At 63.3% G+C, this 24,983-nt stretch carries 25 protein-coding genes and 1 pseudogene; 13 read left to right on the top strand and 13 right to left on the bottom strand.

Annotated features, from left to right (window positions below):
* Positions 1–5: 5 nt before the first annotated feature.
* The 7 genes from NKK47_RS01850 to NKK47_RS01820 all read left to right on the top strand — a co-directional run bounded on the left by NKK47_RS01850 (position 6) and on the right by NKK47_RS01820 (position 9,867).
* Entirely contained in the window at positions 6–683 is a 678-nt protein-coding gene (locus NKK47_RS01850) for a dienelactone hydrolase family protein (RefSeq protein WP_352574858.1), read from the top strand.
* 122 nt (positions 684–805) lie between these two features.
* Complete coding sequence (locus NKK47_RS01845) at positions 806–1,306, top strand: DUF6496 domain-containing protein (RefSeq protein ID WP_023678569.1); 501 nt, start codon at positions 806–808, stop codon at positions 1,304–1,306.
* 373 nt (positions 1,307–1,679) lie between these two features.
* Positions 1,680–2,567, top strand: coding sequence for an arginase family protein (locus tag NKK47_RS01840; protein ID WP_352570617.1), 888 nt, complete (start codon positions 1,680–1,682; stop codon positions 2,565–2,567).
* A gap of 190 nt (positions 2,568–2,757) precedes the next feature.
* Entirely contained in the window at positions 2,758–5,289 is a 2,532-nt protein-coding gene (locus tag NKK47_RS01835; protein ID WP_352574856.1) for an NAD-dependent epimerase/dehydratase family protein, read from the top strand.
* A 181-nt stretch (positions 5,290–5,470) separates the two neighbouring features.
* Complete coding sequence (locus NKK47_RS01830; protein WP_352570620.1) at positions 5,471–6,499, top strand: ABC transporter substrate-binding protein; 1,029 nt, start codon at positions 5,471–5,473, stop codon at positions 6,497–6,499.
* 3 nt (positions 6,500–6,502) lie between these two features.
* On the top strand, positions 6,503–8,791 hold the full coding sequence (locus tag NKK47_RS01825) for an ABC transporter permease (protein ID WP_352574854.1): 2,289 nt from the start codon (positions 6,503–6,505) through the stop codon (positions 8,789–8,791).
* Positions 8,791–9,867 carry an ABC transporter ATP-binding protein gene (locus NKK47_RS01820; protein ID WP_352574852.1) on the top strand — a complete coding sequence of 359 codons (1,077 nt, stop codon included), beginning with the start codon at positions 8,791–8,793 and terminating at the stop codon, positions 9,865–9,867. The genes NKK47_RS01825 and NKK47_RS01820 overlap by 1 nt, the downstream gene beginning before the upstream one ends.
* On the opposite strand, the gene NKK47_RS01815 is transcribed toward NKK47_RS01820, so the two are convergent.
* From NKK47_RS01815 to betI, 5 genes and pseudogenes are all read right to left on the bottom strand, one after another.
* Positions 9,857–10,651, bottom strand: coding sequence for an inositol monophosphatase family protein (locus NKK47_RS01815; RefSeq protein ID WP_352570624.1), 795 nt, complete (start codon positions 10,649–10,651; stop codon positions 9,857–9,859). The genes NKK47_RS01820 and NKK47_RS01815 overlap by 11 nt on opposite strands.
* A 155-nt stretch (positions 10,652–10,806) precedes the next feature.
* Positions 10,807–10,953, bottom strand: coding sequence for an SDR family oxidoreductase (locus tag NKK47_RS01810; RefSeq protein ID WP_502896713.1), 147 nt, complete (start codon positions 10,951–10,953; stop codon positions 10,807–10,809).
* Positions 10,954–11,119: 166 nt separating this feature from the next.
* Positions 11,120–11,302 (bottom strand): annotated as a pseudogene (locus NKK47_RS01805) (aspartate aminotransferase family protein); the annotation flags it as partial.
* Positions 11,303–11,322: 20 nt separating this feature from the next.
* The gene (locus tag NKK47_RS01800) at positions 11,323–12,624 is read right to left on the bottom strand and encodes a flavin monoamine oxidase family protein (RefSeq protein WP_352574850.1); all 1,302 of its coding nucleotides are present in this window, start codon (positions 12,622–12,624) and stop codon (positions 11,323–11,325) included.
* Positions 12,625–12,700: 76 nt separating this feature from the next.
* A complete protein-coding gene (betI, locus tag NKK47_RS01795; RefSeq protein WP_352891294.1) occupies positions 12,701–13,417 on the bottom strand; it encodes a transcriptional regulator BetI in 717 nt (238 codons plus the stop codon).
* A 113-nt stretch (positions 13,418–13,530) separates the two neighbouring features.
* Between betI and NKK47_RS01790 the strand changes: the two genes are divergently transcribed.
* Positions 13,531–13,746: a hypothetical protein gene (locus tag NKK47_RS01790; protein WP_352574940.1), complete on the top strand. Its 216-nt coding sequence runs from the start codon at positions 13,531–13,533 to the stop codon at positions 13,744–13,746.
* 2 nt (positions 13,747–13,748) lie between these two features.
* Positions 13,749–14,009 carry a hypothetical protein gene (locus NKK47_RS01785; RefSeq protein WP_023678557.1) on the top strand — a complete coding sequence of 87 codons (261 nt, stop codon included), beginning with the start codon at positions 13,749–13,751 and terminating at the stop codon, positions 14,007–14,009.
* A 42-nt stretch (positions 14,010–14,051) separates the two neighbouring features.
* On the opposite strand, the gene NKK47_RS01780 is transcribed toward NKK47_RS01785, so the two are convergent.
* The 4 genes from NKK47_RS01780 to NKK47_RS01765 form a co-directional block, all read right to left on the bottom strand.
* On the bottom strand, positions 14,052–15,110 hold the full coding sequence (locus NKK47_RS01780) for a dipeptidase (protein ID WP_023678556.1): 1,059 nt from the start codon (positions 15,108–15,110) through the stop codon (positions 14,052–14,054).
* Positions 15,111–15,295: 185 nt separating this feature from the next.
* On the bottom strand, positions 15,296–15,595 hold the full coding sequence (locus tag NKK47_RS01775) for a GNAT family N-acetyltransferase (RefSeq protein ID WP_023678555.1): 300 nt from the start codon (positions 15,593–15,595) through the stop codon (positions 15,296–15,298).
* Positions 15,588–16,223: an alpha/beta hydrolase gene (locus tag NKK47_RS01770; protein ID WP_023678554.1), complete on the bottom strand. Its 636-nt coding sequence runs from the start codon at positions 16,221–16,223 to the stop codon at positions 15,588–15,590. The genes NKK47_RS01775 and NKK47_RS01770 overlap by 8 nt, the downstream gene beginning before the upstream one ends.
* A 10-nt stretch (positions 16,224–16,233) precedes the next feature.
* Entirely contained in the window at positions 16,234–17,166 is a 933-nt protein-coding gene (locus NKK47_RS01765; protein ID WP_352574845.1) for a VOC family protein, read from the bottom strand.
* A gap of 208 nt (positions 17,167–17,374) precedes the next feature.
* Between NKK47_RS01765 and NKK47_RS01760 the strand changes: the two genes are divergently transcribed.
* The gene (locus tag NKK47_RS01760; protein ID WP_352574844.1) at positions 17,375–19,015 is read left to right on the top strand and encodes an alkaline phosphatase family protein; all 1,641 of its coding nucleotides are present in this window, start codon (positions 17,375–17,377) and stop codon (positions 19,013–19,015) included.
* Here the strand turns inward: NKK47_RS01760 and NKK47_RS01755 are convergent.
* Positions 19,012–20,400 (bottom strand): PRC-barrel domain-containing protein, encoded by a 1,389-nt coding sequence (locus NKK47_RS01755; protein WP_352574842.1) that lies wholly within the window; start codon positions 20,398–20,400, stop codon positions 19,012–19,014. The genes NKK47_RS01760 and NKK47_RS01755 overlap by 4 nt on opposite strands.
* Positions 20,401–20,653: 253 nt before the next feature.
* Here NKK47_RS01755 and NKK47_RS01750 point away from each other — a divergent pair, with 253 nt between their 5' ends.
* Positions 20,654–21,574, top strand: a complete 921-nt coding sequence (locus NKK47_RS01750) for a diacylglycerol/lipid kinase family protein (RefSeq protein ID WP_352574840.1) — start codon at positions 20,654–20,656, stop codon at positions 21,572–21,574.
* Between the two features lie 58 nt (positions 21,575–21,632).
* Here the strand turns inward: NKK47_RS01750 and NKK47_RS01745 are convergent, their stop codons facing one another.
* On the bottom strand, positions 21,633–21,806 hold the full coding sequence (locus tag NKK47_RS01745; RefSeq protein WP_352529129.1) for a hypothetical protein: 174 nt from the start codon (positions 21,804–21,806) through the stop codon (positions 21,633–21,635).
* 146 nt (positions 21,807–21,952) lie between these two features.
* Between NKK47_RS01745 and NKK47_RS01740 the strand changes: the two genes are divergently transcribed.
* Positions 21,953–23,479: a sensor histidine kinase gene (locus tag NKK47_RS01740; RefSeq protein WP_352571968.1), complete on the top strand. Its 1,527-nt coding sequence runs from the start codon at positions 21,953–21,955 to the stop codon at positions 23,477–23,479.
* Between the two features lie 55 nt (positions 23,480–23,534).
* On the opposite strand, the gene NKK47_RS01735 is transcribed toward NKK47_RS01740, so the two are convergent.
* Together NKK47_RS01735 and NKK47_RS01730 are read right to left on the bottom strand one after the other, a co-directional pair.
* Positions 23,535–24,014, bottom strand: a complete 480-nt coding sequence (locus tag NKK47_RS01735; protein ID WP_352457967.1) for a hypothetical protein — start codon at positions 24,012–24,014, stop codon at positions 23,535–23,537.
* A 10-nt stretch (positions 24,015–24,024) separates the two neighbouring features.
* Positions 24,025–24,351, bottom strand: coding sequence for an ElaB/YgaM/YqjD family protein (locus NKK47_RS01730; RefSeq protein ID WP_023678546.1), 327 nt, complete (start codon positions 24,349–24,351; stop codon positions 24,025–24,027).
* Between the two features lie 161 nt (positions 24,352–24,512).
* On the opposite strand from NKK47_RS01730, the gene NKK47_RS01725 reads away from it, so the two are divergent.
* Positions 24,513–24,959 carry a response regulator gene (locus tag NKK47_RS01725; protein ID WP_352574839.1) on the top strand — a complete coding sequence of 149 codons (447 nt, stop codon included), beginning with the start codon at positions 24,513–24,515 and terminating at the stop codon, positions 24,957–24,959.
* The last annotated feature ends 24 nt before the right edge of the window (positions 24,960–24,983 follow it).

The raw sequence follows: 24,983 nt of genomic DNA, 5'->3' as shown, positions 1-24,983 counted from the left end.
TGGATATGGACCGAGATAGCGAGCACGTCGTGCATGTTCCCGCGGGGCTTGTCACGCTTGAGGGCAATCTTTCGTTGCCCTCGGATGCTCGCGGCCTTGTGCTCTTCGCCCACGGCAGCGGAAGCAGCCGCCACAGCCCGCGCAACCGCCACGTGGCCGAAAGGCTGAACGAGGCGAACCTCGCCACCTTCCTCATCGACCTGTTGACGGCCGAAGAGGAGCGGATCGACCAGGTCACGGCCGAGTTGCGCTTCAATATCGGACTGCTCGCCGACCGGCTGGTCGGCGTCACGGATTGGCTCGGCGCCTCGCCGGAAACGTCGGGGTTGCGTCTTGGCTATTTCGGCGCGAGCACGGGCGCCGGTGCCGCCCTGGTGGCGGCGGCCGAGCGGCCCGACCAGGCCGCGGCCGTAGTTTCGCGTGGTGGCCGGCCCGATCTTGCAGCGCACGCCCTGCCGCGCGTCCGGGCGCCGACCTTGCTCGTCGTCGGAGGCGCGGACACGCAAGTGATCGCACTCAACCGCTCGGCGCTGGCGGCGCTCCGCAGCGAGAAGGAGCTCGCCATCGTCCCTGGCGCGACACATCTGTTCGAGGAGCTTGGCGCCCTGGACGAAGTCGCGGGTCTGGCGAGCCGATGGTTCTTGCGCCATCTGGTTTCGGACAGATCGGCGTCAACGTCCTGACGGCTGGGGCTTGGATCACCAGTGCCGGGATCATTTGCGTCCTCAACGCGTTATGATCCTCATAAGACCGCGCGCAGCTGCAACCCGAATGGCTGTCGCAACCCGTATGTGGGAGAAAGACAATGCCAGACAAGAAAACCATCGAGAAGGCCCGAAAGGACAAGCGCGAGGGCAAATCGCCGAGCACACAGGCCGGCGAGTTCGTGCACGAGGAGATCGATAAAATCCGCCGCGGCGAGCACGGCGCGCGCTCGACCCAGCAGGCCATCGCCATCGGGCTTTCCGAGGCAAGACGCGCAGGCGTAGACCTGCCCCCGCCCAAAAAGGGCAAGGTGAAGGAGAGCACGCGCAAAAGCGCCGAATACGCCTATGAGGCCGGCCAGGGTGAACGCACGCCGAAACGCCGCCCGCGGGTCTCGAAAGCCGTCTCCAAGGTGCTCGAGCACGAGCCGAAGAGCACGGCGTCGCACGAGGCGCTGGCGCAGCAGGCCAAGCGTGCGGCCTCGCGCCGGACGGCTGAGGAGCGATCGGCCGCCGCCAAGAAGGCCGCCGAGACGAAAGGCGCCAGCGGAAGGAAGGCGGCGGCGCAGAAGGCCGCCAGAACGCGCGCACACCACGCATAGTTCAAAGACGGCAGTTCGCCTCCTGGAAATCCGATATGGCCCAAACGACCGGTATCGAGCTCTGCCCCGGCAGTGCGGGACAACGCCGCTGCCCAAGGCGAACCAGAGCCTGCATCTGCGGGACAACATCGACTTCGAAATCACCGCTGACGACACTGTGGCGCTGAACGAGCAATACTCGTCGCTCGCGATGCTGCCTGACGCGTGACACCGACCGGAGGTACTCGGCGGCAAGGGCAGCGGGAGACCGGTCAGGAAAGCGCAGCCTGTTTCTTGAGCATGATGCGTATCGCCCATAACGCGGAGAACTCTGATCATGGCCTCAGCTGCCAGCACAATGCCGCGAGCCACCACTCAGACGAGACATATCGCTTTGCTCGGCGCGCCCTCTAATCTTGGGCTGATGCCGCAGGAGGGTGAGCCGGAGCCCGGCGTGTGGAAGGCGCCGGAGGCACTTCAATCGCTTGGTCTCGCCGACCGTTTGGGCGCCGGTCCGTTGCGCTCGGTTCGGGCTCCGCTTTATCGGCCTGAGGTGGATCCTGCTACGGGCGTGCGCAATGCCCAGGCCCTGCGCCAGTATTCCAAGACGCTTGCCGAAGCGGTCGACGAGGAGCTGAACTCGGGAGGGTTCCTGCTCATGCTCGGCGGCGATTGCAGTGTGTTGCTTGGCCCTGCGCTCGCGCTACGGCGTCGTGGCCGCTACGGCCTTATCTTCTTCGATGGGCACACCGATTTCAAATTGCCGGATACCTCGCCGTCAAAGGGAGCCGCGGGCATGGATTTGGCCTTCGTGACCGGCCATGGCCCGACGCTCCTGACCGATTTCGGCGAGCACACTCCTTTGGTCCGTGAGGCCGACGTAGTCGCGTTTGGCTATCGCGATGTGCAGGACCCCGCGACTTACACGTCCAAGGCCGTCTTCGACACCGATGTTCACCGGATGGATTTGGCTGAAGTGCGGCGGCGCGGCTTCGCCGATGCGGCACGCATAGCGCTTGACGCGGTCGCAGGGCAGGACGTCGAGGGTGTATTCGTTCACTTCGATGTCGACGTGCTGGACAGCGAGATCATGTCGGCTGTCGATTCGCCGGAGGCCGGCGGTGTCTTGCCCGACGAAGCTGTCGAAGCCCTTCGCACATGGTGCAACGATCCACGCGTGATTGGGATGGAGGTGACGATCTATGATCCCGACCGCGATCCGGATCGTCGCTGCGGCAAGCTGCTGATCGACATTCTGGTCGCTTCCCTTCGCGGCCGGTAGACCAATGGGAGTCCTGCACTTGTGCACGAACGCAATCCGCCGGCACGAATGGCCGTCGGTCTGACGGATCGCCGCGCGCACCCATTCTGTGGTGCTACCTCATCGGGAACCGTTCTCAACGAACATGGTTCCGAGTGTGCGACCGAAGCATTCGGCCTCTTCTACCCGGCTATCGCCAAGGAGATTCGCCATGACCGGCAAAACCCGTCCCACCGTCCTGATCACAGGCAGCAGCGGGTTTCTGGGCCAAGCCATCGCTCGCGGCTTGATGGAGCGCTACGACATCATCGGCCTTGATGTTGCCAGACGATCCTTGCTCGGCGTCGAGACGATCGAGATCGACCTTACCTCGGACGCGAGCGTGGCGAAGGCACTGGCCGAGGTGCGCGAGCGGAGCGGCGGCCGCGTTGCCTCGGTGATCCATCTTGCGGCCTATTACGACACGACCGGCGAGGATAATCCGAAATACGGCGCGGTGACCGTCGAGGGAACGCGCCGGCTGCTGAACGCGCTGAGAGGGCTCGAGACGGAGCAGTTCGTGTTTTCGAGCACGTTGTTGGTGCATGCGCCGAGCCCGGCAAAGGGCGCCAGGATCGACGAAGAGTCTCCGATCGATCCGGCCTGGGCCTATCCGAGATCGAAGGCTGAGACCGAGACGCTGATCCTGAAAGAGCACGGCAACGTCAAGGTTGCGATCCTGCGACTGGCGGGCGTCTATGACGAGGATTGTCACGCGGCCTTCATCGCCCAGCAGATCGCCCGCATTTTCGAGCGCATGCCGACCGCCTATCTTTTCACCGGCGACATCACCACCGGCCAGCCCTACCTGCATCTGGACGATCTCGTCGACGCCGTGGTGCGCACCGTCGACCGGCGCAGCGCGCTTCCCGACGAGACCGTACTGCTGATCGGCGAAGAAGAGACGCCGTCCTACGACGAGATGCAGAAGCAGATCGGGCAGCTCCTGCACGGCGAGACCTGGCGGACCCTGTCCCTGCCGAAAGAGGTGACGAAGCTCGGCGCCTGGATGCAGGAGAAGGTTTTCGACCAGGAGACCGACATCAAGCCATGGATGATCGAGAACGCCGACGATCACTACGAGATCGACATCTCCCGCGCCAGGCGCCTGCTTGGCTGGAAGCCGCGGCACAGCCTGACCGCTACATTGCCGGAAATGATCCGGCGGCTGAAGGCGGATCCTACCGACTGGTACAAGAAGAACAAGCTTGAACCGTCGGCGGTCGCCGCTTCCGCGCCCGAGCTCGACCAGGCCGCCGAACGGCTGCAGCGCCCGCTCGAGCGCTCGGACGACGAGGTCGAGGCCGAAACCGAACGCCACCGGGCCGCAACGCTCTGGGCGCCGCTGACCAACGTTGCGGTCGGGCTGTGGCTCGTGGCGTCGCCCTTCACGCTCGGCCTGTTCGATCCCGCTTCAGCACCGATTCCGCCGGCGCTCGGACATGAGATCGCCTCGCCGGAGACGCGCGACGGCAGGCTCGGCATCAGTGAGATTGTATCCGGCCTCGCCATCCTGTCGCTGGCGCTTGTCGGCATGCGCCGGCGCTGGCACGGGCTGCAATGGCTCACCGCCTCGATCGGGGTTTGGGTGATGTTCGCGCCGCTGCTGTTCTGGACCACCAGCGCCGGAGCCTACGCGACCGACACGTTGGCCGGCATGCTGATCGTCGCGTTCGCGGTGATGATCCCGCCGACGCCGGGTATCAGCCGGCGTGCCCTTGCCGCCGATGACGACCGCCCGCTCGGCTGGAGCTATTCGCCCTCCCTCTTCACCCAGCGCATTCCCATAATCGGCCTCGCCTTTGTCGGCCTGTTCGTCTCGCGTTATCTCGCCGCCTATCAGCTTGGCCATATCGATGGCCTTTGGGAACCGTTCTTCGGCCCGGGCGAAACGCCGGCCGGCAATGGCAGCGAGGCGGTGGTCACCTCGTGGGTCTCCAAGGGCTTTCCGATCGCCGATGCCGGGCTGGGCGCCTTCGCCTATGCGCTGGATATCCTCGCCGGCGCGATCGGCGACCGCCGCCGCTGGCGCACCATGCCATGGATGGTGCTTTTGTTCGGCTTGCTGGTCGTCCCGCTCGGCGTGGTCAGCGTCGGCTTCATCATCATCCAGCCACCGCTCATCGGGGCGCTGTGCACGCTCTGCATCGTCCAGGCTGCCGTCACCGTCGTGCTCATCCCCTATTCGGTCGACGAGGTGCTGGCGAGCTGCCAGTATCTTTGGCGTGCCAAACAGGCGGGAGAGCCGTTCTGGCGCACATTCTGGTGCGGAGGAGCGGCACTTTCGGAAGACCAGACGCCGACGCCCGACCTCGACCGGCGGCTGTCGGCAGTGGCGCTGGACTTCGTCACCGGCGGTGTGAACTTCCCGTGGACCCTTGTCGCCAGCACGCTCGCCGGCGCCCTGCTGATGATCACGCCGCTCAGCTTCGGCACAAGCCCGCCGCTCTACTTCAGCGACCATGTCATCGGCTGCCTGGTCATCATGGTAGCCGTTACCGCGATGGCCGAGGTGGCGCGCGCCGTCCGCTTTCTGAACATCGCGCTTGGAGCCTGGATTGCCCTCTCTCCGTTCATCCTCGCCGGCGGTGCGGCCGCGAGCCTCGCCAATCTGGCGATCGGAGCCCTCCTGGTCGGGCTCAGCCTGCCGCGCGGCACGCGCAGCGCTGCGCATTATGGCGGCTGGGACCGGGCCATCGTCTGAGGATGTTCAGCAGCGCTGGACGATCGGCCAGGTGACTGCAAAGATTGATCCGCATCAACCTGTCGAACATATCGAGCGGGAAGTCGGCGAAAGGCGCAAAGGCGGCCGTACCCTTCCAACTTGAATTTTCCGCGTATCTGGGTTTCATAAGTCGGCAAATAACTTAGGGAGGAATTTCAACATGATAAAAAGGGCAATTCTCGGCGCCGGCATCCTCGCCGCCGGTATGTGGGCCGCGTCGTCATCGGCGTCCGCCGAAAGCCTGACCATGTATTGCGGCGTTGACGAGGTCTGGTGCCAGCAGACGGCGCGGGCGTTCGAGGAGAAGACCGGCATCACCGTCAATATGACCCGCAAGAGCGCTGGCGAAATCTATGCGCAATTGCGCGCCGAGGCCGCCAACCCAAAGGCAGACATCTGGTGGGGCGGCACCGGCGATCCGCATCTGCAGGCAGCCGAGGAGGGCCTGACAGTGGAATACAAATCGCCGCTGCTCAACCAGTTGCAGCCCTGGGCGATCAAGCAGGCGGAAACGTCCGGCTACCGCACGGTCGGCATCTATTCGGGTGCGCTGGGCTTCGGCTACAACAAGGATTTGCTGGCCAAGAACAATCTGCCCGAACCGAAATGCTGGGCCGATCTGATCAAGCCCGAATACAAGGGGCACATCCAGGTCGCCAACCCCAATTCCTCGGGGACCGCATACAATATGCTGGCGACCATCGTTCAGCTGTTTGGTGAGGACAAGGGTTTCGAATACATGAAAGCCCTGCACAAGAACGTCAACCAGTACACCAAGTCGGGTTCGGCGCCGATCAAGGCCGCCGGTCTCGGCGAGACCACCATCGGCATCGTCTTCATCCACGACGCCGTGTCGCAGGTCGTCGCAGGTTTCCCGATCGTTCCGGTCACCCCTTGCGAGGGAACCGGCTACGAGATCGGCTCGGAATCGATCATCAAGGGGGCGCGGAACCTGGAGGCTGCGAAAAAATTCTACGACTGGGCGCTCGAGGCCGACGTCCAGTCCATGGCGCAAAAGGCGGGGTCGTTCCAGGTTCCGTCGAACAAGGCGGCAAAAACCTCCGACAAGGCGCCCGACCTCTCCACCATCAAGCTGATCGACTACGACTTCAAGAAGTACGGCTCGAGCGAAGAGCGGAAGCGGCTGCTGAAAAAATGGGACGAGGAGGTCGCATCGCTGCCGCAATAGCAGATGCGCTTCCGCGAAACCCGCTGGCCGATTGAACCGGTCGCCGTCCTTTGGATGGCGGTCGGATGGCTGGGGTTTGCCGTGCTGCCCTGGTACGGCATCGAGGACGGGTTCTTCGGCTTTTCCTGGCTGTTCGACGGTTACCCGTCCGACAGCGAATTCGCGCCGGCACTGGTTCTGGCCCTCAAGGGCGAGAAACTGTGGCTGGCGCCGCTCGGCCTGCTGCTGGTGGTGCCGCTGCTTCTGTGGGGCCGCACCAAATCCGATCCGGTTTTCAGCCGGCTGCTGATCATTGTCGGCGCCGCCGGATTTGGCTGGCTGTTGTTCCAGGGCTTCGCCATCGGGCTGCGCGGTTGGCAGTTCGGCTGGCTCACCAGCCTGTTCGGCGAACTTGGCGACCGCCAATTCGGCATGGGCTACGGCGCCTTGCTGGTCAGCGGTGCCTTTCTGTTCCTTTTCACCCTGGGTGTTGCCGCGCGCGGCGCCGTCTCTGGCGACGTCTTCGTCGTCGGCTCGATCGGCTTTGTCGTCGCCATGGTTGCCATTTTCATCTTCATGCCGATCCTGATGATGCTGGCCAATGCCATGCAGACCGACGACGGCGGCTACTCGCCTGTCGCGTTCCTGGCCAAGCTGTTCAGTTCGCGGCTGTGGAGCCTGGCTTGTCTTGCCGGCGGCAGCCGCTGCGGCGTGGCCTGGAATTCGCTGCTGCTGGCCGTGCTCGTCGGCCTGCTGACCATGTTTCTGGGGCTGGTGTTCGCGCTGGTCGTGACCCGTACCGGTTTCCGCCACGGCAAGCTGCTCCGCGCCCTGACCGTGTTGCCGATCATCACGCCGGCTTTCGTCATCGGCCTTGCCATCATCTTGTTGTTCGGACTGTCAGGGGCAGTGACGCAGAGCGTGGCCGGTCTCTTCGGTTTCCAGCCGACACGCTGGGTATATGGACTTCCCGGCCTGCTCATTGCCCAGGTTCTCGCCTTCACGCCGATCGCCTTCCTGGTGCTGATGGGCGTCGTCGAAGGCGTCAGCCCGTCCATGGAAGAGGCCTCCCAGACGCTCCGAGCCAGCCGCTGGCAGACCTTTTGGACCGTATCCCTGCCGCTGATGCGGCCGGGCCTTGCCAACGCCTTTCTGCTCGGCTTCATCGAGAGCATGGCCGATTTCGGCAATCCGCTGGTGCTGAGCGGCAATTACGACGTGCTGTCGACAGAAATCTTCTTTGCCATTGTCGGCGCGCAGAACGATGCGGCACTTGCCGCGATCCTGGCGCTGGTGCTGCTGGCCTTCACGCTCGGCGCCTTTTATGCGCAGCGCTTCTGGATCGGCAGGCGCTCTTACACCACCGTCACCGGCAAGGGCGACGCCGGCGTCCATCCGCGCTTGCCTGCCGGGCTGACATACGCGCTCTATGTCATCGCCGGACTGTGGACGGCATTCACCGTACTGGTCTACACGGTGATCTTCTATGGCAGCTTCGTCAAGCTGTGGGGGGTCGACCAGAGCCTGACACTGGAGCACTACCGGAAGGCGTTCTCCGTCGGCTGGAACGAATTCGGCATCCACTGGTCGGGCTCGGCATGGAGCTCCTTCTGGACGACCATGGAGATCGCGCTGATATCGGCGCCTCTGACGGCCGGGATCGGGCTTCTGACCGCCTATCTTCTGGTCCGCCAGAATTTCCGCGGCAAGAACGCCTTCGAATTTGCGACCATGCTCTCGTTCGCGATTCCGGGAACCGTCATCGGCGTCAGCTACATTATTGCCTTCAACGTGCCGCCGATCGAGCTGACCGGGACCGGCATCATCCTCGTACTGTCGTTCATCTTCCGCAACATGCCGGTGGGCGTGCGCGCCGGCGTCGCCTCGATGTCGCAGATCGACCGTAGCCTGGATGAATCCTCACTGACGCTTGGCGCCAACTCGTGGCAGACCTTCAGGCGCGTCATCCTGCCTTTGCTGAGATCGGCAATGCTGGCGGCGCTCGTCTATTCCTTCGTGCGCGCCATGACCGCGATCAGCGCCGTCATCTTTCTGGTCAGCGCGCGCTACGATCTCTCGACCAGCTACATCGTTGGACGTGTCGAGAACAATGAATACGGCATCGCCATCGCCTATTCGACGGTGCTGATCGTCGTCATGCTGATGGTAATTGGCTTGATGCAGCTGCTTGTCGGCAGCCGCAATATCGGCCGGCGCGGCATCCAGCAGGGCGACGGCGGCTGGAGCGTGCGCACCAATGTCAGCCTGCCCGGAACGGCCGGCGGCCCGACCACAATAGCAGGAGCCGGGTGATGGCCGAAATTCGCAGCAACGCCGCCTCGGTAACCTTCGACCATGTCACCAAGACATATCCGGGCGCCAGCATGCCGGCGGTCGACGACATCTCGCTTGCGATCGAAGCCGGCAAGCTGGTGACGCTTCTCGGGCCCTCCGGCTGCGGCAAGACGACGACGCTGCGCATGATCGCCGGCCTTGAAATGCCGTCCAGCGGCCGCATTCTGATAGGCGGCAAAGATGTCACCCGCCTGCCCGCCACCGACCGCGACGTGTCCATGGTTTTCCAGTCCTATGCACTGTTTCCGCACATGACGGTGATGGAAAACGTCTCCTATGGCTTGCGCTTCTCCGGCCATGACAAGAAGGAGGCTGCGTCTCGGGCCCGTGCCGGGCTGGAATTGGTCGGCCTGACCGGTTTCGAGGCGCGTCTGCCAAGCGAGCTGTCGGGTGGCCAGCAGCAGCGCGTGGCGGTGGCGCGCGCGCTGGTGCTCGAACCGCAAGTGCTGCTGTTCGACGAGCCGCTGTCAAATCTCGACGCCAAGCTGCGCCGGCACGTGCGCGAGGAAATCAGGGAAATCCAGATCAAGCTTGGGCTGACGGTGGTCTATGTCACACACGACCAGGAAGAGGCGCTGGCGGTTTCGGATCGTATCATCGTCATGAACAAAGCGGTGATCGCACAGGACGGCACGCCACGCGAACTCTACGACGCACCGGCCAACGCTTTCGTCGCCGACTTCATCGGCGAAGCCAATATCCTCGATTGCGAGGTGGTTTCGGTAGAAGGTGATGAAGCTGCCGTCCGGCTGGGTTCGCTGGCCTTGAAACTGCCGGCGCGAGGCCAGCTGGTCGGCCCGGCGAAGCTGGCCGTCCGTCCGAGCCGCATCGAGATCGGCCCTGCCGGTGCACCACGGACGATCGCGGGCAGGCTGGAAAAGGTCACCTATGTCGGTAGCCATCTCGAGCTTGTCATCGCCACGCCGCACGGCCAGGTGTTTGCAATATCGCACAACATCGATGCGCCGTTTCAGGCAGGCGACAGCGTCGGCATCGGCTTTCCGGAGCGCGGACCGGTTCTGATCAAAGCTTGAAGGATTGCACGCAGAGCTGGCGGACCTGGGCGAACACACCGCTGCCGGCGCAAATCACCAGCGCGCCGTTTTCCAGAACCGTCTTTGGGTCGGGCTTGACGATCGTGCCGCCGGCTTCTTCCACCAGCAGCATGCCTGCCAGGCAGTCCCAGGCGTTCATATGCTCTTCGACATAGCCGAGCAGCCTGCCGGCGGCCGCATAGGCGAGCATCAACGCGCCGGATGCGTTACGGAAAAACACGCCGCCTTTTGAAAACAGCAAGCCGATGAGCGTTGCGACGTTTTGCATTTCGGCGCGGTTGGAAAAGCCGGTGCCCAACGAGCCGTCGGTCAGGCTGGTGGCCGCGCTTGCCCTGATCGGCTTGCCGTTGAGAAAAGCGCCGCCGCCCTTGCGGCAATGGAACGTTTCGCCGGTAGAGGGCTCGTGGATGACACCCACGACAGTGTCGCCGTCCTTGGCGCAGGCGATGACCACGCACCAGGCCGGGATGCCCCGCACGAAGTTCGCGGTGCCGTCGATCGGATCTATCACCCAGACATGCCCGCTCGATCCGGTGACCGAGGCATGCTCCTCGCCGACAATTCCATCGGTCGGGTAGGCGGCTTTCATTGCCGCACGGATGAACAGCTCGACCTCGCGGTCAGCCTGCGAGACCATGTCCTGATGACCTTTGCTCTCGATGGCGAGGCTGTCGAGGTCGCGAAAATACTTCAGGCCGAGCGCGCCGGCGCGCCGCGCGAGATCGATGGCGAACTGTTCGCGCGTTGCTGTGTCGGGTGTCATGATATCCTTGGGATGGCGAATGTGATCTGAGGAAAATACCCCAGCCAGAGAAGCTTAGCGGTGAAGATAAGAGTGTGCAAATGACGAGCCCTGCCTTTTGCGGGGCGGGCCCGAGGCCGACCGATCTTCCATGCGCCCGACAGCGACAGTCACGCTCATACGGGTCCGGTCATGTCGCCGTCGACATAGATCATCTGGCCGGTCATGAAGCTCGACGCGTCGGAAACCAGGAAGATCGCGGCACCGCCCAGTTCATCGACCTCGCCCACGTTGCCAGCGGCCGACCAATGCCGCGGCTCAATCCGGAAATTAAGGCGGTTTTACCGGCGAGGCCGAACAGGCCCGATAGGTCATCAATGCTTTGTTTCCCCAGAGATGCGGCCAGAGACAGGCGATCGAGGCCCCTGCCGGACATCGTAGGCGCGGACGATCGTTGTCAGCAATGGCGAGATTGCCGGCGATAAACGCCTATCCCCGCCAGGCACCTTCGCGGCGCAGATCGTCCATCGTGCGCGAAATGCCTTCGCGCAGGATCGACACCATGTCGTCGATCTGGTCGCGCGTGATGATCAATGGCGGCGACATCACGCGCATGTTGATCAGTGGCCGGACCAGCAGGCCGAGCTCGTGGCAATGCGCGTCGATGCGCTCGGCACCTTGATCCGCCTCGCTTATGACCCCGAGGCTCTGCTGGCGATGGCAGACTGAATAATTCTTAGCGCAGCAATGCGGCCGGCGACGATGGCGCCCTCGACGTAGCCCGGAAATGATGGCGACAGCTCCGACGAGGCGAAATGGATCCGCGACGCGCCGGCGCGGATAATGCGTTCGGCATCGGTTGCCGTCGCATCGACGATCAGATCACTGTAACCGCCGCCGCTCCAGCGATCCCCAGTCCAGTCGCGATAACTGAGATCGATGATGCCGGCCGCCTCGATACCGAGCGCCTCTTCCAGCTTTGACGTCACCTTTGCGCGCAACGCCGCGTCGTCCAGATCCCGCCAGCGCTGCGCCAGCGGCCCGCCGATGAAGACGACAAGGGCTGCGTGATCCTCGTCCCTGCTGGCATCGCAGGCAAAAAGCCCGTGCGGGTCGCGCCACATCACCATGCCGCTCAAGCCCCTGTCGCGCCAGAAAGCCTTGGGGTAGCGCACCAGCATTTTGATCACCGCGCCGCTTTGCCAGACGCCGAGGGCTCTCTTCAGCACAGCCGGCAGCGGCGGCACGAAATCCACTCTCGAGGCCATCATCGGCGGTACGGCGACCAGTACCGCTCGTGCCTCGATCGCGCCGGCAGGCGAAACGACGCGAACCCCTCCCGGCCCGTGCTCAATGGCCTCGACAGCTGTATTCAGCCGCAGTCGATCGCCGAGATCCCGCGCAAGATCATCCGCTAGCGAATGCATGGTTTCGCCCACGAAATACTGCAGCTCCGACACCTCGTTGGTGATGCGGCGATCATTGTCGATCAAGTACCACAGCGGCAGCCTTTCCATTGCCAGGCACCACAGGCCCTCGATCATCGACCGAAAGGCGGCCTTCGCATCGTCGGGATCGGCCTGGCGATCGAGCCATGCCGCGACCGTCAAGCCGACAATGGTCGGGTCGGTCGGTGCGATCGCATTCATCCGCTCGCGCATTCGCATCGCGGTGCCGTTAGTGCGCCCGGCTTGCGCCTCGCTCATTCGCGGCTGCGTGACGAATTCGCCTGCGACATGGGTCTCGACCAATGTCTTGCCGCGCGCTCGCACCAGCGCCATTAATTCCGGCATGTCTTCGCACAGGAACTGGCCGCCGCTGTCGATCCGCTCGCCGAGCCCGTTCTGCACGGCTTCGACGCGGCCGCCGACACGGTCGCGGGCTTCGAGCAGCACGACATCGATGCCGGCGTGGTTCAATTCACGCGCGGCCGACAGGCCGGTGAAGCCGGCGCCGACGATGGCCACATCGGCTCGGTCAATCTTGAACTTCATTAGCCGGCCTTGCTCTTCTCGAATGTCAGGGGCCGGATCATTGTCTTCATTGCTGGTCCACCCTCTTTTTGATGGTTCACGCCGGCCTGCCACCGCGGGCTGCAGAGTTCGGATAGTGCTTGGGGAATGCCGCAGACAGGAACTCGTTCGCGGCCTGCAGCGCCGTCTCGCGTGTGGCGTCCTCGGTGCCCATCATCAAACGCAGCCACAGACCATCCAGCATGGCGCTGAGCGCCAGCGCCATGACTTGCGGCTCATAGGCATAGAAGCCGCTCTGCTTGAGCGCCGCGCAAAGATCGATGAAGATGTTCTGGTAGACGGCATCGCGTGCGCTGCTCAGCGCCTGATATTTCGGTCGCGATTTGGCCTCGCCCCAGAAGGCACACCAGGCAGCCAGCTTGCGCTTGTTGCAGATCGAGCGGTCGAAATCGGCCGCCACCAATGCCTGCAACTGGCAGGCGGGATCATCGCCGGCCTTTTGCAAGGCGCTGCGCCAATGCGCCGAATACTCGTCATACATGTATTGCAAGGTCGCGACGAGCAGCTTCTCCTTGCTCTCGAAATGGAAATTGACGATGCCGCGAGACAGGCCGGCGCCGTCGGCAACGTCGGCCATCGTCGTCTCCGAATAGCCGCGCTTGGCCAGTGAATCGATCGTCGCTTCGATCAATTGAAGCTGCCTGGTCTCTTTCGACGCCTTGCGGCCGCGCTTATCGGAATCGCTTTTTCGCGCCGGTTCGAGGAGGGCTTCGCGCGCCTCTGTTGTCTTCATCGGGGTGATGGTCTCCAGCATCGCCGGCTAGCCGATCGGCTTCGGCCGCGAAGATCAGTGGGACGGTGTTTGCCACTGTCAAGCACCTTCTGCACGGCTGCCCATATTCGAATGTTCTCGTCGAGATTGCATCCTTGGAGAAAACGACGTCGAAGGCACCGTCGGCGAAAGGCAGCGATCCCGGCGATGCAGACCAGATCAGCGCCGCCGAGCCCGCCTGCAGCGGACCTTGGGTCGAGATCTACGCCAGGCGCGAGCTGCAATATCAAAAGCTGCTGAGGCGTGCCAAACTGGCGCCGCGGCTGGTCATCAAACTCGACCGCCGCACCAGTCCGCCCGCGGATTTCTAAATATGGCCGACGACACCGACAGTCCCGAACTCGACACCGAAGCCGCCGAACAGTGGCAGCTGATCAACACGCCGCTCGGCGAAAAATGGTCGGGCCGCACCCGCTATGCCGCGGCCATGTTCTTCTACAAACGCGGCGAGATGAACGCCGAGACGCTCGAGGTCTACCGCATCTGCGCACGCCTGGATTCGACGGATCCGCTGCCGATCATCCGTGATCGCGGCATTGGCCAGGACTGGCTTAAACGCATGGGTTTCGAATAGTCCGCCCCCAAAACGCGTTCCGGTCAAGCCGGCATCACCCGCTTAGCCGATGGTCCTTTCCAGCATGCCTAGCCAGTTGCGATAGGCGATCTTCTCGATCAGCGCGCGCCCGAAGCCGCGTGCCGCGAATGCGTCGAGCAGTCTTGGCAGGCCGGCAACATCGCCTATCACGGCCGGGATCATGGCGCCGTCGAAATCCGAGCCTAGGCCGACGCCGTCTTCGCCCAGCGCCTGCAGCAGCGAATCGACATGGCGCACCATGACGTCGAGGCCGGTGTCGGCGTTCATCCTGCCGTCCTCGCGCAGGAACCCGGTGGCGAAGTTCAGCCCGACCATGCCGCCGGAGTCGCGGATCGCGCCGAGCTGCCATTCGGTGAGGTTGCGCGAATGGCCGCAGATCGCGTGCACGTTGGAATGGGTCGCGACCAGCGGTGCGTCGCTGATCTCGACGACGTCGCGGAAACCTTTTTCGTTGAGATGCGAAAGATCGATCATGATCTTCAGCTGGTTGCAGGCTTTCACCAGCGCCTTGCCGGCATCGGTCAGCCCCGCCCCTGTATCGGGCGATGACGGGAAACGGAACGGCACGCCGTGGCCGAAGGCATTGGGACGGCTCCAGACGATACCGAGCGAGCGCAGGCCGGCTGCGTGGAGAACGTCGAGCAGGGTGAGCTCAGGGTCGATCGCCTCGACCCCTTCGATATGGAAGACCGCCGCGATCGAGCCTTGCGCCATCGCCTTCCTCACATCGCCGGCGCTGCGGCATACAGTAAGTGCCGAAGCCCGCTCCAGCCTGAACAGGATCGAGGCCATCGCTACGGTGGAGTTGAGCGCATCGGCGCGCGGAATCTCGGGTGGCAAGGGCTCGCTGTCGCTCGGCGCCAGCGGCACCGCGCCGCGTTTGGATTTCTCGACAGGCGGCGGGAAGATCGCGAACATGCCGCCGGCAAACCCGCCTTTCTTCGCGCGCGGCAGGTCGATGTGGCCACCTGGCGTCCCCTCGACGAACAGCTTTTCGACGTCCGCATCCTTCGACTGGTAGAGCCGGAGCAGCGTGTCGTTGTGGCCGTCGAAGACGGGAACGAGATCGGATTCGGTCATGGAGGGCCATTCGGTTGAAGTGGTCGGGCCGCGGACGGCGAGCCGGTTGCTGGCAATACTTAGGCAAGGTTGGCGCTCTGCGCAAATCCCGCATGTTGCCGCTGTGTTTGTACGCCTCCAATGGCCAAAGGGGCACGCGGTAAAGCCGCGCACCCCTTCTCCTGTCATTCATCGAGGGGCTGTGCTTACCGCTTCAGCACGTCCGCCCATTCCGGATGGCGGCGGAATTGGGCATTGGCGAACGGGCAAAGCGGGATGATCGTCTTGCCCGCCGCACGTGCATCCTCGACGGCACGGGTGACCAGGCGAAGCCCCGCGCCCTGGCCGCGAAATGCATCCGGCACTTCGGTATGGTCGATGATGATCTGGTGCTCGCCGATCTTGGTGAAGGTCATCTCAGCCTCGGCGCCGCCCGGCCCACGCAGGAGGTAGCGGCCCTTCGAGCCGCGGTCCTCCATCTCGATCTCGGGCAATAGGTCAGACATGGCTTGCGGTCCTTTCATCCGGCGCAAGGGCGAACAACCGCCGCGCCGCCTCGATCTCGCTCGGCCGCACCTCATGGCCGCCGTCATGCCACTCGACTGTGACATCGGCGCCATCGGCGCGCAAATAGGCTTCAAGCCGCGCCGTCAAATCAGGCGGACAGATCGGGTCCCGCCTGCCGGCGGTGACCAGGATGCGGCTGCCGCCAAGGCTGCCCTTGACCTCCGGCTCGAACGGGATCAGCGGATGCATCAGCACCGTTGCGTCGAACAGCGACGGTTCGGCAAACAGCACCGAGGCCAGGATGTTGGCGCCGTTGGAGTAACCGAGGCCGAGCACCGAAGATGGCCTTGCCGTCTCGACATGTGCCTTGACGAAGCCGGCCATCTTGTCCGTCGCTCGCGTGATGTCGCCCATATCGTAAACGCCCTCGCCGGTCCGGCGGAAGAAGCGTGCGGCGCCTTGTTCCGAGACATCGCCGCGCGGAGCGACGATCGTCGCTTGCGGCGCGAGATCGCGTCCAAGCGACAGAAGCTGGGCCTCGTCGCCGCCGGTGCCATGGAAGACGAAGAGCAGCGGTCCATCAGGCGAACCGGGCAGCACTTTGTGAATATACGAATCCTTGCTCATGACCTTGCCCTCAGTCTTCCAGTTTCTGCAGATGCTGCTCGAGATAGGGCCGCAAATGCTGGTGTTGCGACGGCAGCTTCAGCGCCTCGCCAAGATGGGCGGTATCCTCGTCGCGGTCGAAGCCCGGCTCGTTGGTGGCGACTTCGAACAGCACGCCGCCCGGTGTGCGGAAATAGATCGCCCAGAAATAATCGCGGTCGATCACCGGCGTCACCTGATAACCTGTATCGAGCAGCGCCTTGCGCACTTCGATCTGCTTGGCGCGGTTCTCGACGGCGAAAGCGACATGGTGGACCGAGCCGGCGCCGAGATTGGCGAAGCCGGCCCCTGGCAGCGATTCGATATCGACGACGTCGGCGCCGTTGCCGTTCCTCACCGCCAGCCGCCTGACGTTGCCGGACTTGTCGACCTCCTCATAACCCATGAATTTCAGCAGCTCTTCGGTGGCGCCGCCATCTTTCAGCCTGAGCGACACCGAGTGAAAGCCGCGGATCGCCTCGTCGGTGGGAATGCCACCCTTGGCCCATGGCGCACGGTTGTCCGCTCTGTCCTCGACCAGCGCAAACCCGTCGCCGTCGGGACCGGCGAACGCAAGACGCTTCTCGCCAAACGTCTCCTCGCGGGACAGCCCAGTGACACCTTGCTCGGCAAACCGTTTCTCCCAATAACCGAGCGTGCCTTCGGGCACCGAGTAAGCGGTGGTACCGACTTCGCCGATTCCATGGCGGCCTTTGCCGATGTTCGGGAACGGGAAGTAGGTCATCACCGAGCCGGGCGTGCCGACCTCGTCGCCGTAATAGAGGTGGTAGACATCGGGTGCGTCGAAATTGACGGTTTTCTTGACCCGCCGCAGACCGAGCGTCCCGGTGAAGAATTCATTGTTCTGGCGCGCATCGCTGGCCATCGAGGTGACGTGATGCAGGCCCTTGACTTGGTCGAGCATGTTTCTGCTCCTTTCCTTGTGCCGGTGCGGCCCTTGCCGCTGTCCACGCAAATATGAGCATCCGCCTCCTGGCCGCAAAGGCGGCAAACACAGAATGGACTGTGCTGTTAAAGTGAACGACGAAGCAGGTTTTGTTCACCATTCGGCAAACTGGACCGGCTTGCATACTCGCCGAAATTGCGCTCCATGAGCGACGCATGTAGCCAGCATGAGGATACAGCGGTTGAGTGGAAAACGCCCCAATATTCTCCTGATCGCCTGCGACCAGTGGCGGGGCGACTGCCTGTCAGCTGCTGGCCACAAGGTGGTAAGGACGCCGAATGCCGACGCGCTGGCTGCCGAGGGCGTTTTGTTCCAGAAGCACTATGGCGGCGCCGCACCTTGCTCGCCGGCGCGCGCCTGCCTCTACACCGGCCTCTACCAGATGAACAATCGTGTCTGCCGCAACGGCACGCCGCTCGACGCCCGCCACGGCAACATAGCCCTCTGGGCACGCGCCCTCGGCTATGATCCGACGCTGTTCGGTTATACCGACATGGCGCGCGACCCGCGCACGCTGGCGCCTGGCGACCCGCAGCTGAAAAGCTATGAAGGCGTGCTGCCCGGCTTCACCGTGCGCCAGCTTCTGCCCGAGCACCAGAAGCCCTGGCTGTCATGGCTCAAGGCGCGCGGCGTCGATGCCGGCGCCGGCTCCCCCGCCATTCACCGCCCGGCGGGCGAAATCCTGGAAAACGACGGCGCGATCAGCAACGGTCCGCCAATCTATTCGAAGGACGAGACGCCGTCGGCCTTCCTGGCCGGCGAATTCATCCGCTGGCTCGGCGAGCAGGAGCGCGATGCCCCGTGGTTCGCGCATCTTTCCTTCATCAGCCCCCACCCGCCCTTCATCGTGCCAGCGCCTTACAACGCCATGTACGATCCGGCCATTGGTCCAGCTTTTGACCGCGCCGAAAGCTGGCAGGCCGAAGCAGCAAGCCACCCTTATCTCGCCTATGAACTTGACCGGCAGGAACGGTCGAAATTCCGTCCCGGCTCGGAGGGCAAGGTGCGCGACTGGGGCGACGACAATTTTCGCCGCATCCGGGCGCTCTATTACGGCATGATCTCGGAGGTCGACGCGCAGCTTGGCCGGGTCTGGCAAGCGGTCAAGGCGGCCGATGCATGGGACGACACCGTCATCGTGCTGACCTCCGACCACGCCGAGATGATGGGCGATCATTTCATGCTGGGCAAGGGCGGTTTCTTCGACGGCAGCTTCCATATTCCGCTGATCATTCGCGATCCGCGCCACCGCAAGGCTGCCGGCAGCAGTGTCGACCGCTTCACCGAGGCGGTGGATTTGGCACCGACCTTGCTCGATCTCACTAGGCTCGAGCTCACTGGCGGCGAAGTGCTGCCGCATCTCGACGGCCGCTCGCTGGCGCCTTTCCTGGACGCGACGGAGCCAGACGATTGGCGCGACGCGGCGCATTGGGAGTTCGATTTCCGCTCGATCGCGGATGGTGATGCCGAACGGTATTTCGGCATCGGTTCACGCCAGTGCAATCTCGCCGTCATCCGCACGCAAAAGTTCAAATATGTGAATTTCGGCGGCGGCCTGCCGCCCTTGCTCTTCGACCTGGAGAAGGATGCGCGCGAGTTGACCAATGTCGCTGACGACCCAGCCTATCTGCTGGCACGGCTGGAATTTGCCGAGAAGTTGCTCGCCGGGCGGGCCGAGCATCTCGATCAGTCGCTGGCGCTCGCCGAATTGACGGATTGCCGGCCATGTCGCCGGCTTCCCCTCGAGATAAGCAAAGCCCGCGCCGTTGCCGGCGCGGGCTTCTCTGTCGGCCTGTGCGCAGCTTAGCGCATGATCATGCGCTGTTTCTCGCGATTTTGCGCATAGCTGGCCTTGTCATAGGGGGCCTGCGCCTCAAGCTGCTCCTTGGTGAAGTTCGTGTAGAGATAGCGCTTGCCGTTCTTGTCGGTCATGAATTTCAGGTTGTCCATGCCGACCGCCACCTCCTTCTCGCCGATGCCAAGGAAGCCGCCGACGTCGATGATGACTGCGTCGACCTTCTTGTCGCCGCCCAGCACGATATCGCCGATCTCGCCGACGTTGACATCGTTGGCGCCGTAAACGGTTGTTCCAACCAGATCCTCGGCCCGGATTTCGCCCATCGGCATTTCGGTTAGCGTCGACTTGTCGATCGACCCGGTCTTGGTCTGGTCGGCCGTGGAATTAGCCGGAGGCGCCGCTGCCGGAGCATTTTGAGCCGTCTTACTGGCCTGGTCAGTGTTGTTGGTCGTCGCAGTGTTATCGGTCGTGGCAGTGTTGCTGGCCGTCACGGTAGGCGTGACGACGGCTGGCGCATTAGCCGCGGCATCGTTCGACGCTGTGGTCGCCGGGGCCGGATCATAGGGCTTGCGGTCGAAATCCGGCTGCGCCGTCAGCTCTTCCCTGGTGGTTTGGGCAACCAGCCAGCGATCGCCGTTCCTCTCGGCCCACTGCGCCTTGTCGAAGTCATAGGCGACGTTCTTTTCACCTATGCCGAGGAAGCCGCCGACACCGATGACCAGCGATTGCGCCTTGGCTTCCTTGTTGATGACGATGTCGTTTACGTCGCCGATGTTCTGGGCGTCGTCGCCGGTACCGTTGTAGACGGTCTCGCCGATGATATTGGTGGCAAGATTGCCTTCCGCGCGCTTCACGACCGGAGCGGGGTTGTTACCGGCCGGCGCCGCCGGGGCGTTCTGCGCCGTATCGGTGGAGGTCGACGGAGCGGCAGGAGCCGTAGCCGTGGTGTCTGTCGCTGCAGGCGCCGGATCATAGGGCTTGCGGTCGAAATCCGGATGACCCGTCAGCTCATCCTTCGTCGTTTGCGCTATCAGCCAGCGATCGCCATTTCTTTCGGCCCATTGCATCTTGCTGTAGTCGAAGGCGACGTTCTTGGTCCCAATGCCGAGGAACCCGCCGACGCCGATGACGATGGATTTTACCTGGCCGCGTTCGTCGAAGACGACATCGGTGACCTTGCCGATATTCTCTGCATTGTCGCCGGTGCCGTTATAAACCGACTCGCCGATGATATTGGTGACAAGGCTGCCCTCGGCGCGTTGCACCGGAGCGGCTGGAGCGGAATTCTCTACGGCGGGTGCTTGCGCCGGCGCCGGGGTCGTCGCCGATTGCGCAAATGCACCCGTCGCAATCAATGTTGCGACTGCTGTCGTGGTTAAAAGGGTGCGGATCATCTTAGTGTCTCCTCGTCGGTGATTTCGTGCACGCCGTGCCCGCATAGCGTCGCTGCGGGCGCAGCGTCTTCTGCATGTTCACAACGTTGTGACCACACTGTTGTTCCGAAAAAAGCCGTGGCGCACCCGGTGCCATGTCGAAGGTTCTCGGATTCGTCACGCTGGTCGAAAGGAACATTTTCTCGGCCGCCCCGTTCCACTCCCGGCTGGGACCCCGTCCCGGCGGGATAGGTGCTGGAAAAATGGAGCGGCCATGCGGTTTGCAGCGGTGCTGAACAAGGACGGCGGCACCCTGCGCACCATCGATCTTGAGGCCTTCGCCGGCCGGATCCGCGGTACGCTTGAGGCTGCTGGTCACTCGATCGATATCGACATCGCCGCCGGCAAGGATATCGTCGCCACGCTGGACGACATAGCTTCCAGGCGCGGCATCGACGTCGTGCTGGCGGGCGGCGGCGACGGCACCATCTCGGCCGCGGCAGCCCGTTTGATGAATGGGGAGAAGGCGCTTGCAATTCTGCCGGCTGGCACAATGAATCTTTTTGCGCGCGGCCTCGGCATTCCGCAGACCCTTGATGCGGCACTGAAATCGTTTGCCGACGGCGAGGTGATGGCGATTGACATTGCAACAGCCAACGGCCGGCCTTTCGTGCATCAATTCTCGATCGGCATGCACGCCAGGATGGTGCAACTGCGCCAGAAGATGGAATTCGGCTCGCGGTTGGGGAAGATGCGCGCCTCGGTGCGAGCCGCTTGGGCAACGATCAACAACCCGCCGGCCATGAACGTAACGCTGACGGTCGGTGAGGCCGAGATCAGAACGCGGATCACCGGCATCGGCATCACCAACAATCTGTTCGGCGAGGGCCACCTGCCCTATGCCGATAATCCGGCAGGCGGCGTGCTGGGCATCTATGTCACCGTGGCAAGGCGGCGCGGCGAGTTGATCAGGTTCCTCTTTGACGTCGCCCGTGGCAAATGGCGCGGTAACGAGCATGTCGAAATCCATCAGGCAAACCGCGCCGTTTTGACAATCCATTCGACGAACAGGAAAGTTCAGGCCGTCATGGACGGCGAACTGGTAAAGCTCGATCGCGAGACGACCGTCGAAATCCATCCGCGCGCGTTGAATGTTCTCGTCCCGGCGCGCGCCGCCGAGGCAAAGGTTGCCTGACGTGGGATGCGTGATGTGGGGTTGTGTGATGCAAACTGGCGCGAGCGATGGAGAGAACCTAGCCGCTGGGCGTGTTGCCCTGTTCGGTCTTCGGCGTCTCGATCATCCAGCCGTAGATTTCGGCGACGCCCCAGGCGATAAAAACCAGCAACAGCGCGGCGATCAGGATACGAAGGACATGCCGACCCCGCCGCCCTTGACGGGCTTTGTTTTCAGGAATGGTTTTTGGCATTGTCTGGCTCCATATTTGGCGCCGGCAGGCGTAACTGGCGGGGCGTTGGCTGGTAACGGTCCCCCGCCGCGAAAGTTCCGGCTCTGCAAGGCGGCAGACGGGCCGGTTGGCCTGACCAATCAGCGGAGCCGGCCACCGGGGGCATAGTGGACGACAATAGCCAGAACACGCCGGGCCTGCCGGCCGATATTCGCCGTGTGGTGGGCGCCGCGGACCGTCTTGCCGTGCTGCACGGCCTCGACACGCTGGACGGGGCTGCCGACCCTGATTTCGATCGTATCGGCGGTCTTGCCGCTTCGGCGATGCAAACGTCTGTCGCACTGATCACGCTGGTCGATGCCGAGCGGCAGTGGTTCAAGTCCTGTATCGGCCTCGACGAGACCGAAACCGCAACCGAGACATCGTTCTGCGCCTATACCATCGCAGCCGGCAACGTGCCGATGGTGGTGGCCGACGCGGCGGCGGATCCGCGGTTCAAAGCCAATCCGCTGGTCACCGGCGAGCATCATATCCGCTTTTACGCAGGCGTGCCTATCGTAATCGACGGCGCGCTGATCGGCACGCTGTGCGTGCTCGACCGGAAGCCGCACGCACGTCCCTCCTCTGTCCAGCTCGACCAGCTGTCGGCGCTGGCCGGCCTTGCCGCCAGCCTGTTCACGCTGAAGGATGCAACCCGCAGTGCGGCGATTGCCAAGGCAGCACTGGTTCGAGAGGAAAAGCGGCGCGCCATCGCGCTCGACGCGGCTTCGCTTGCCAGCTGGGCATGGGATATCCGCAGCGATATGATCGACTGCGATGTCCTGCTGTCCGAATTGTTCAACCTGCCGAAGTCGAACAGGCTGAGGGCGCGCGACATCCTGACCGCCATCGACCCGCGCGACGTTCACCAGACCGAAACACGCTTTCGCGACGCGTTGACCGGCAGCGACGATTATTTTGGCGAATACCGTGTCAAAGGCCTCGATCCGCCGCGATGGATCGCAACGCGCGGCCGCGTCATAGAGCGCGACGGCGAGGGCAAGCCAACGCTGATCTTCGGCGTCAACTACGATATTACCGAACGCAAGCTTGGCGACGAACGTCAACGGCTGTTGCTGCGCGAGCTCAATCACCGCGTCAAGAACACTTTGGCAACCGTACAGGCGCTGGCGACGCAGACCGTTCGCCATGCCCGCCAGCCAAGCGAATTCCTCGAAGCCTTCAGCGCCAGGCTGCAGGCACTGGGCGTTGCGCACAGCCTGCTGTCGGACCGCGAGTGGCGCGGCATCGGCATCCGCGAGCTGGTGGAGATCGAGCTAAAGCCGTTCCAAGCCGCCGGACAATCGCGCATGGCGATCTCCGGCGCCGATGTCCTGCTGTCACCCGACCAGGCAGTCGGGCTCGGGCTGATCCTGCATGAACTGGCAAGCAACGCACTGCAATACGGGTCGCTCTCGGTTTCCTCCGGAAAGGTCGATCTCGATTGGAGGGTACAAGGCAGGAAGGGCGCACGGCGTCTGTTGCTGGCCTGGCGTGAAAGCGGCGGCCCGCGGGTTGCGCCGCCCAAACGCCATGGCTTCGGCTCGATCCTGATCCGCCGCAGCCTGGCCAAGGTCATTTCCAGCGAGGTGACCCATGAATTCCGGCCGGAAGGCGTGGTCGCCGAAATATCGATTCCGCTCGAAGATTTGTGACGCCAGCATTTTGCGACCGGCGCCAGAATCGTTTGCCCCGAACTATCCCTCCGAACTATTCCCGTTTGCCGATATCCGGATCATCGGAGCCGCGCTTCACGTTCTCGCGGTAGATAGCGTAGGCAGCGAGTGCTATCGCCGGGCCGAGAATCGCGCCCAGTCCGGCCTTCCCCGGGCCACCTTTGCCCTTGAGCAGCGCCGGCAGCACGGCGAGTACCGCAGTGATGCCGATAGCCTTCATGTCGGCGTTGCGTCGCTTCGCCCGGCGCCTGGCGCGCGAGCCGGCCGACATCCGGTAGACGAGCAGGATGAGACCGGCGATTGCCAGAAAGCCGATCCCGAAGCTCAGGGAAGCTGCCATCGGCCCATAGCGGGCCGCCGTCCAGATATAGGCCGCCCCGACGAGGAAGCCGAGGCCGCACAGCGCCGCGAGCGCTGCGATCGAATAGACAATCGCAGCGACGCGTGCGCGTTGCACCGCCGCAATGGTTTCGCCCGAGGCGAGGCCCGAGATCAGCGATGCAAGCATTCCCATGCGTGCAGAACTAACGGCGCGCGAGAAGAGCGAAGAGGAATCCGACGCCTGCGGCGATCGCCAGCGAAGTCACCGGTTTTTCGCGCATATGCGCTATCATCTGCGCCTCGATGTCCCTGGCGTTGCTGCGCAGGCTGTCGAAGGCTGCCTCGCCCTGGGTTCGCAACTGCTCGACGCTTTCGGCGGCGGCTCGCCGTGCTGCCCCGTAGCCATGTTCGCCAGTTTTGGCCAACAGCTTGGTAAGTTGGTCGATGTCGGCCTTCAATTGTGCGATGTCGGCCTCAATATCGGAATTCGTGCGGGCTTCGTTCGCGGCCTTTCCTGCGGCAGTCGCCATTGCTTCACTCTCCATGCTTTTGCTCGGTCGAAACGCCCGACAGACCCCAAGGTTCCGGCACGAACCTCTTCTAACCCTATCTCCGGCAGCGCGCGTTGCAAATGCCTTGCACGGGCCGAGGCCGACGCATCCGCGCCGGCACATCTTTTTTAAATGACAGCATGCCAAATACCGATCATGACTTCCCCCGTTTCACGTTAGAGACGCATTTAAGGAGATATTGCTGCGTGCGCGCATCACTTGACGGTTTGCGGATTCTTATCCTGGAAGATGAGTTCCTGATTGCCATGGATATCGAGCAGCTTTGCCGCGACTACGGCGCGCTCAATGTGGTCATCGCCCGTGAGCTGACTGAGATCGAACAGCAAGACGTTGCGGCGCAGTTCGATGTGGCCATCGTCGACCTCATGCTGAGCGGCGTTTCGACGCTCCAATTTGCTTCGCGGCTGCGTGAAGCGGGCATCCCGTTCGTCTTCGCCTCGGGCTATTCGGATACGGACGAGATCAAGGAATCCTTTCCCGGCGTCAGACTGGTCACCAAGCCCTATTCGGGAGACGATCTCGTCGAGGCAGTGGCGGCGGCCTGCAGGCGAACGCCTCTTCGCTGAGGCGCGGAGCGGTTCGAAGACGCC

Source organism: Mesorhizobium sp. M0019 (assembly GCF_040323975.1).
Taxonomy (GTDB): Bacteria; Pseudomonadota; Alphaproteobacteria; order Rhizobiales; family Rhizobiaceae; genus Mesorhizobium.
The sequence above is the reverse complement of the archived record's forward strand: the minus strand, read 5'-3'. Positions and strand labels throughout refer to the sequence as shown.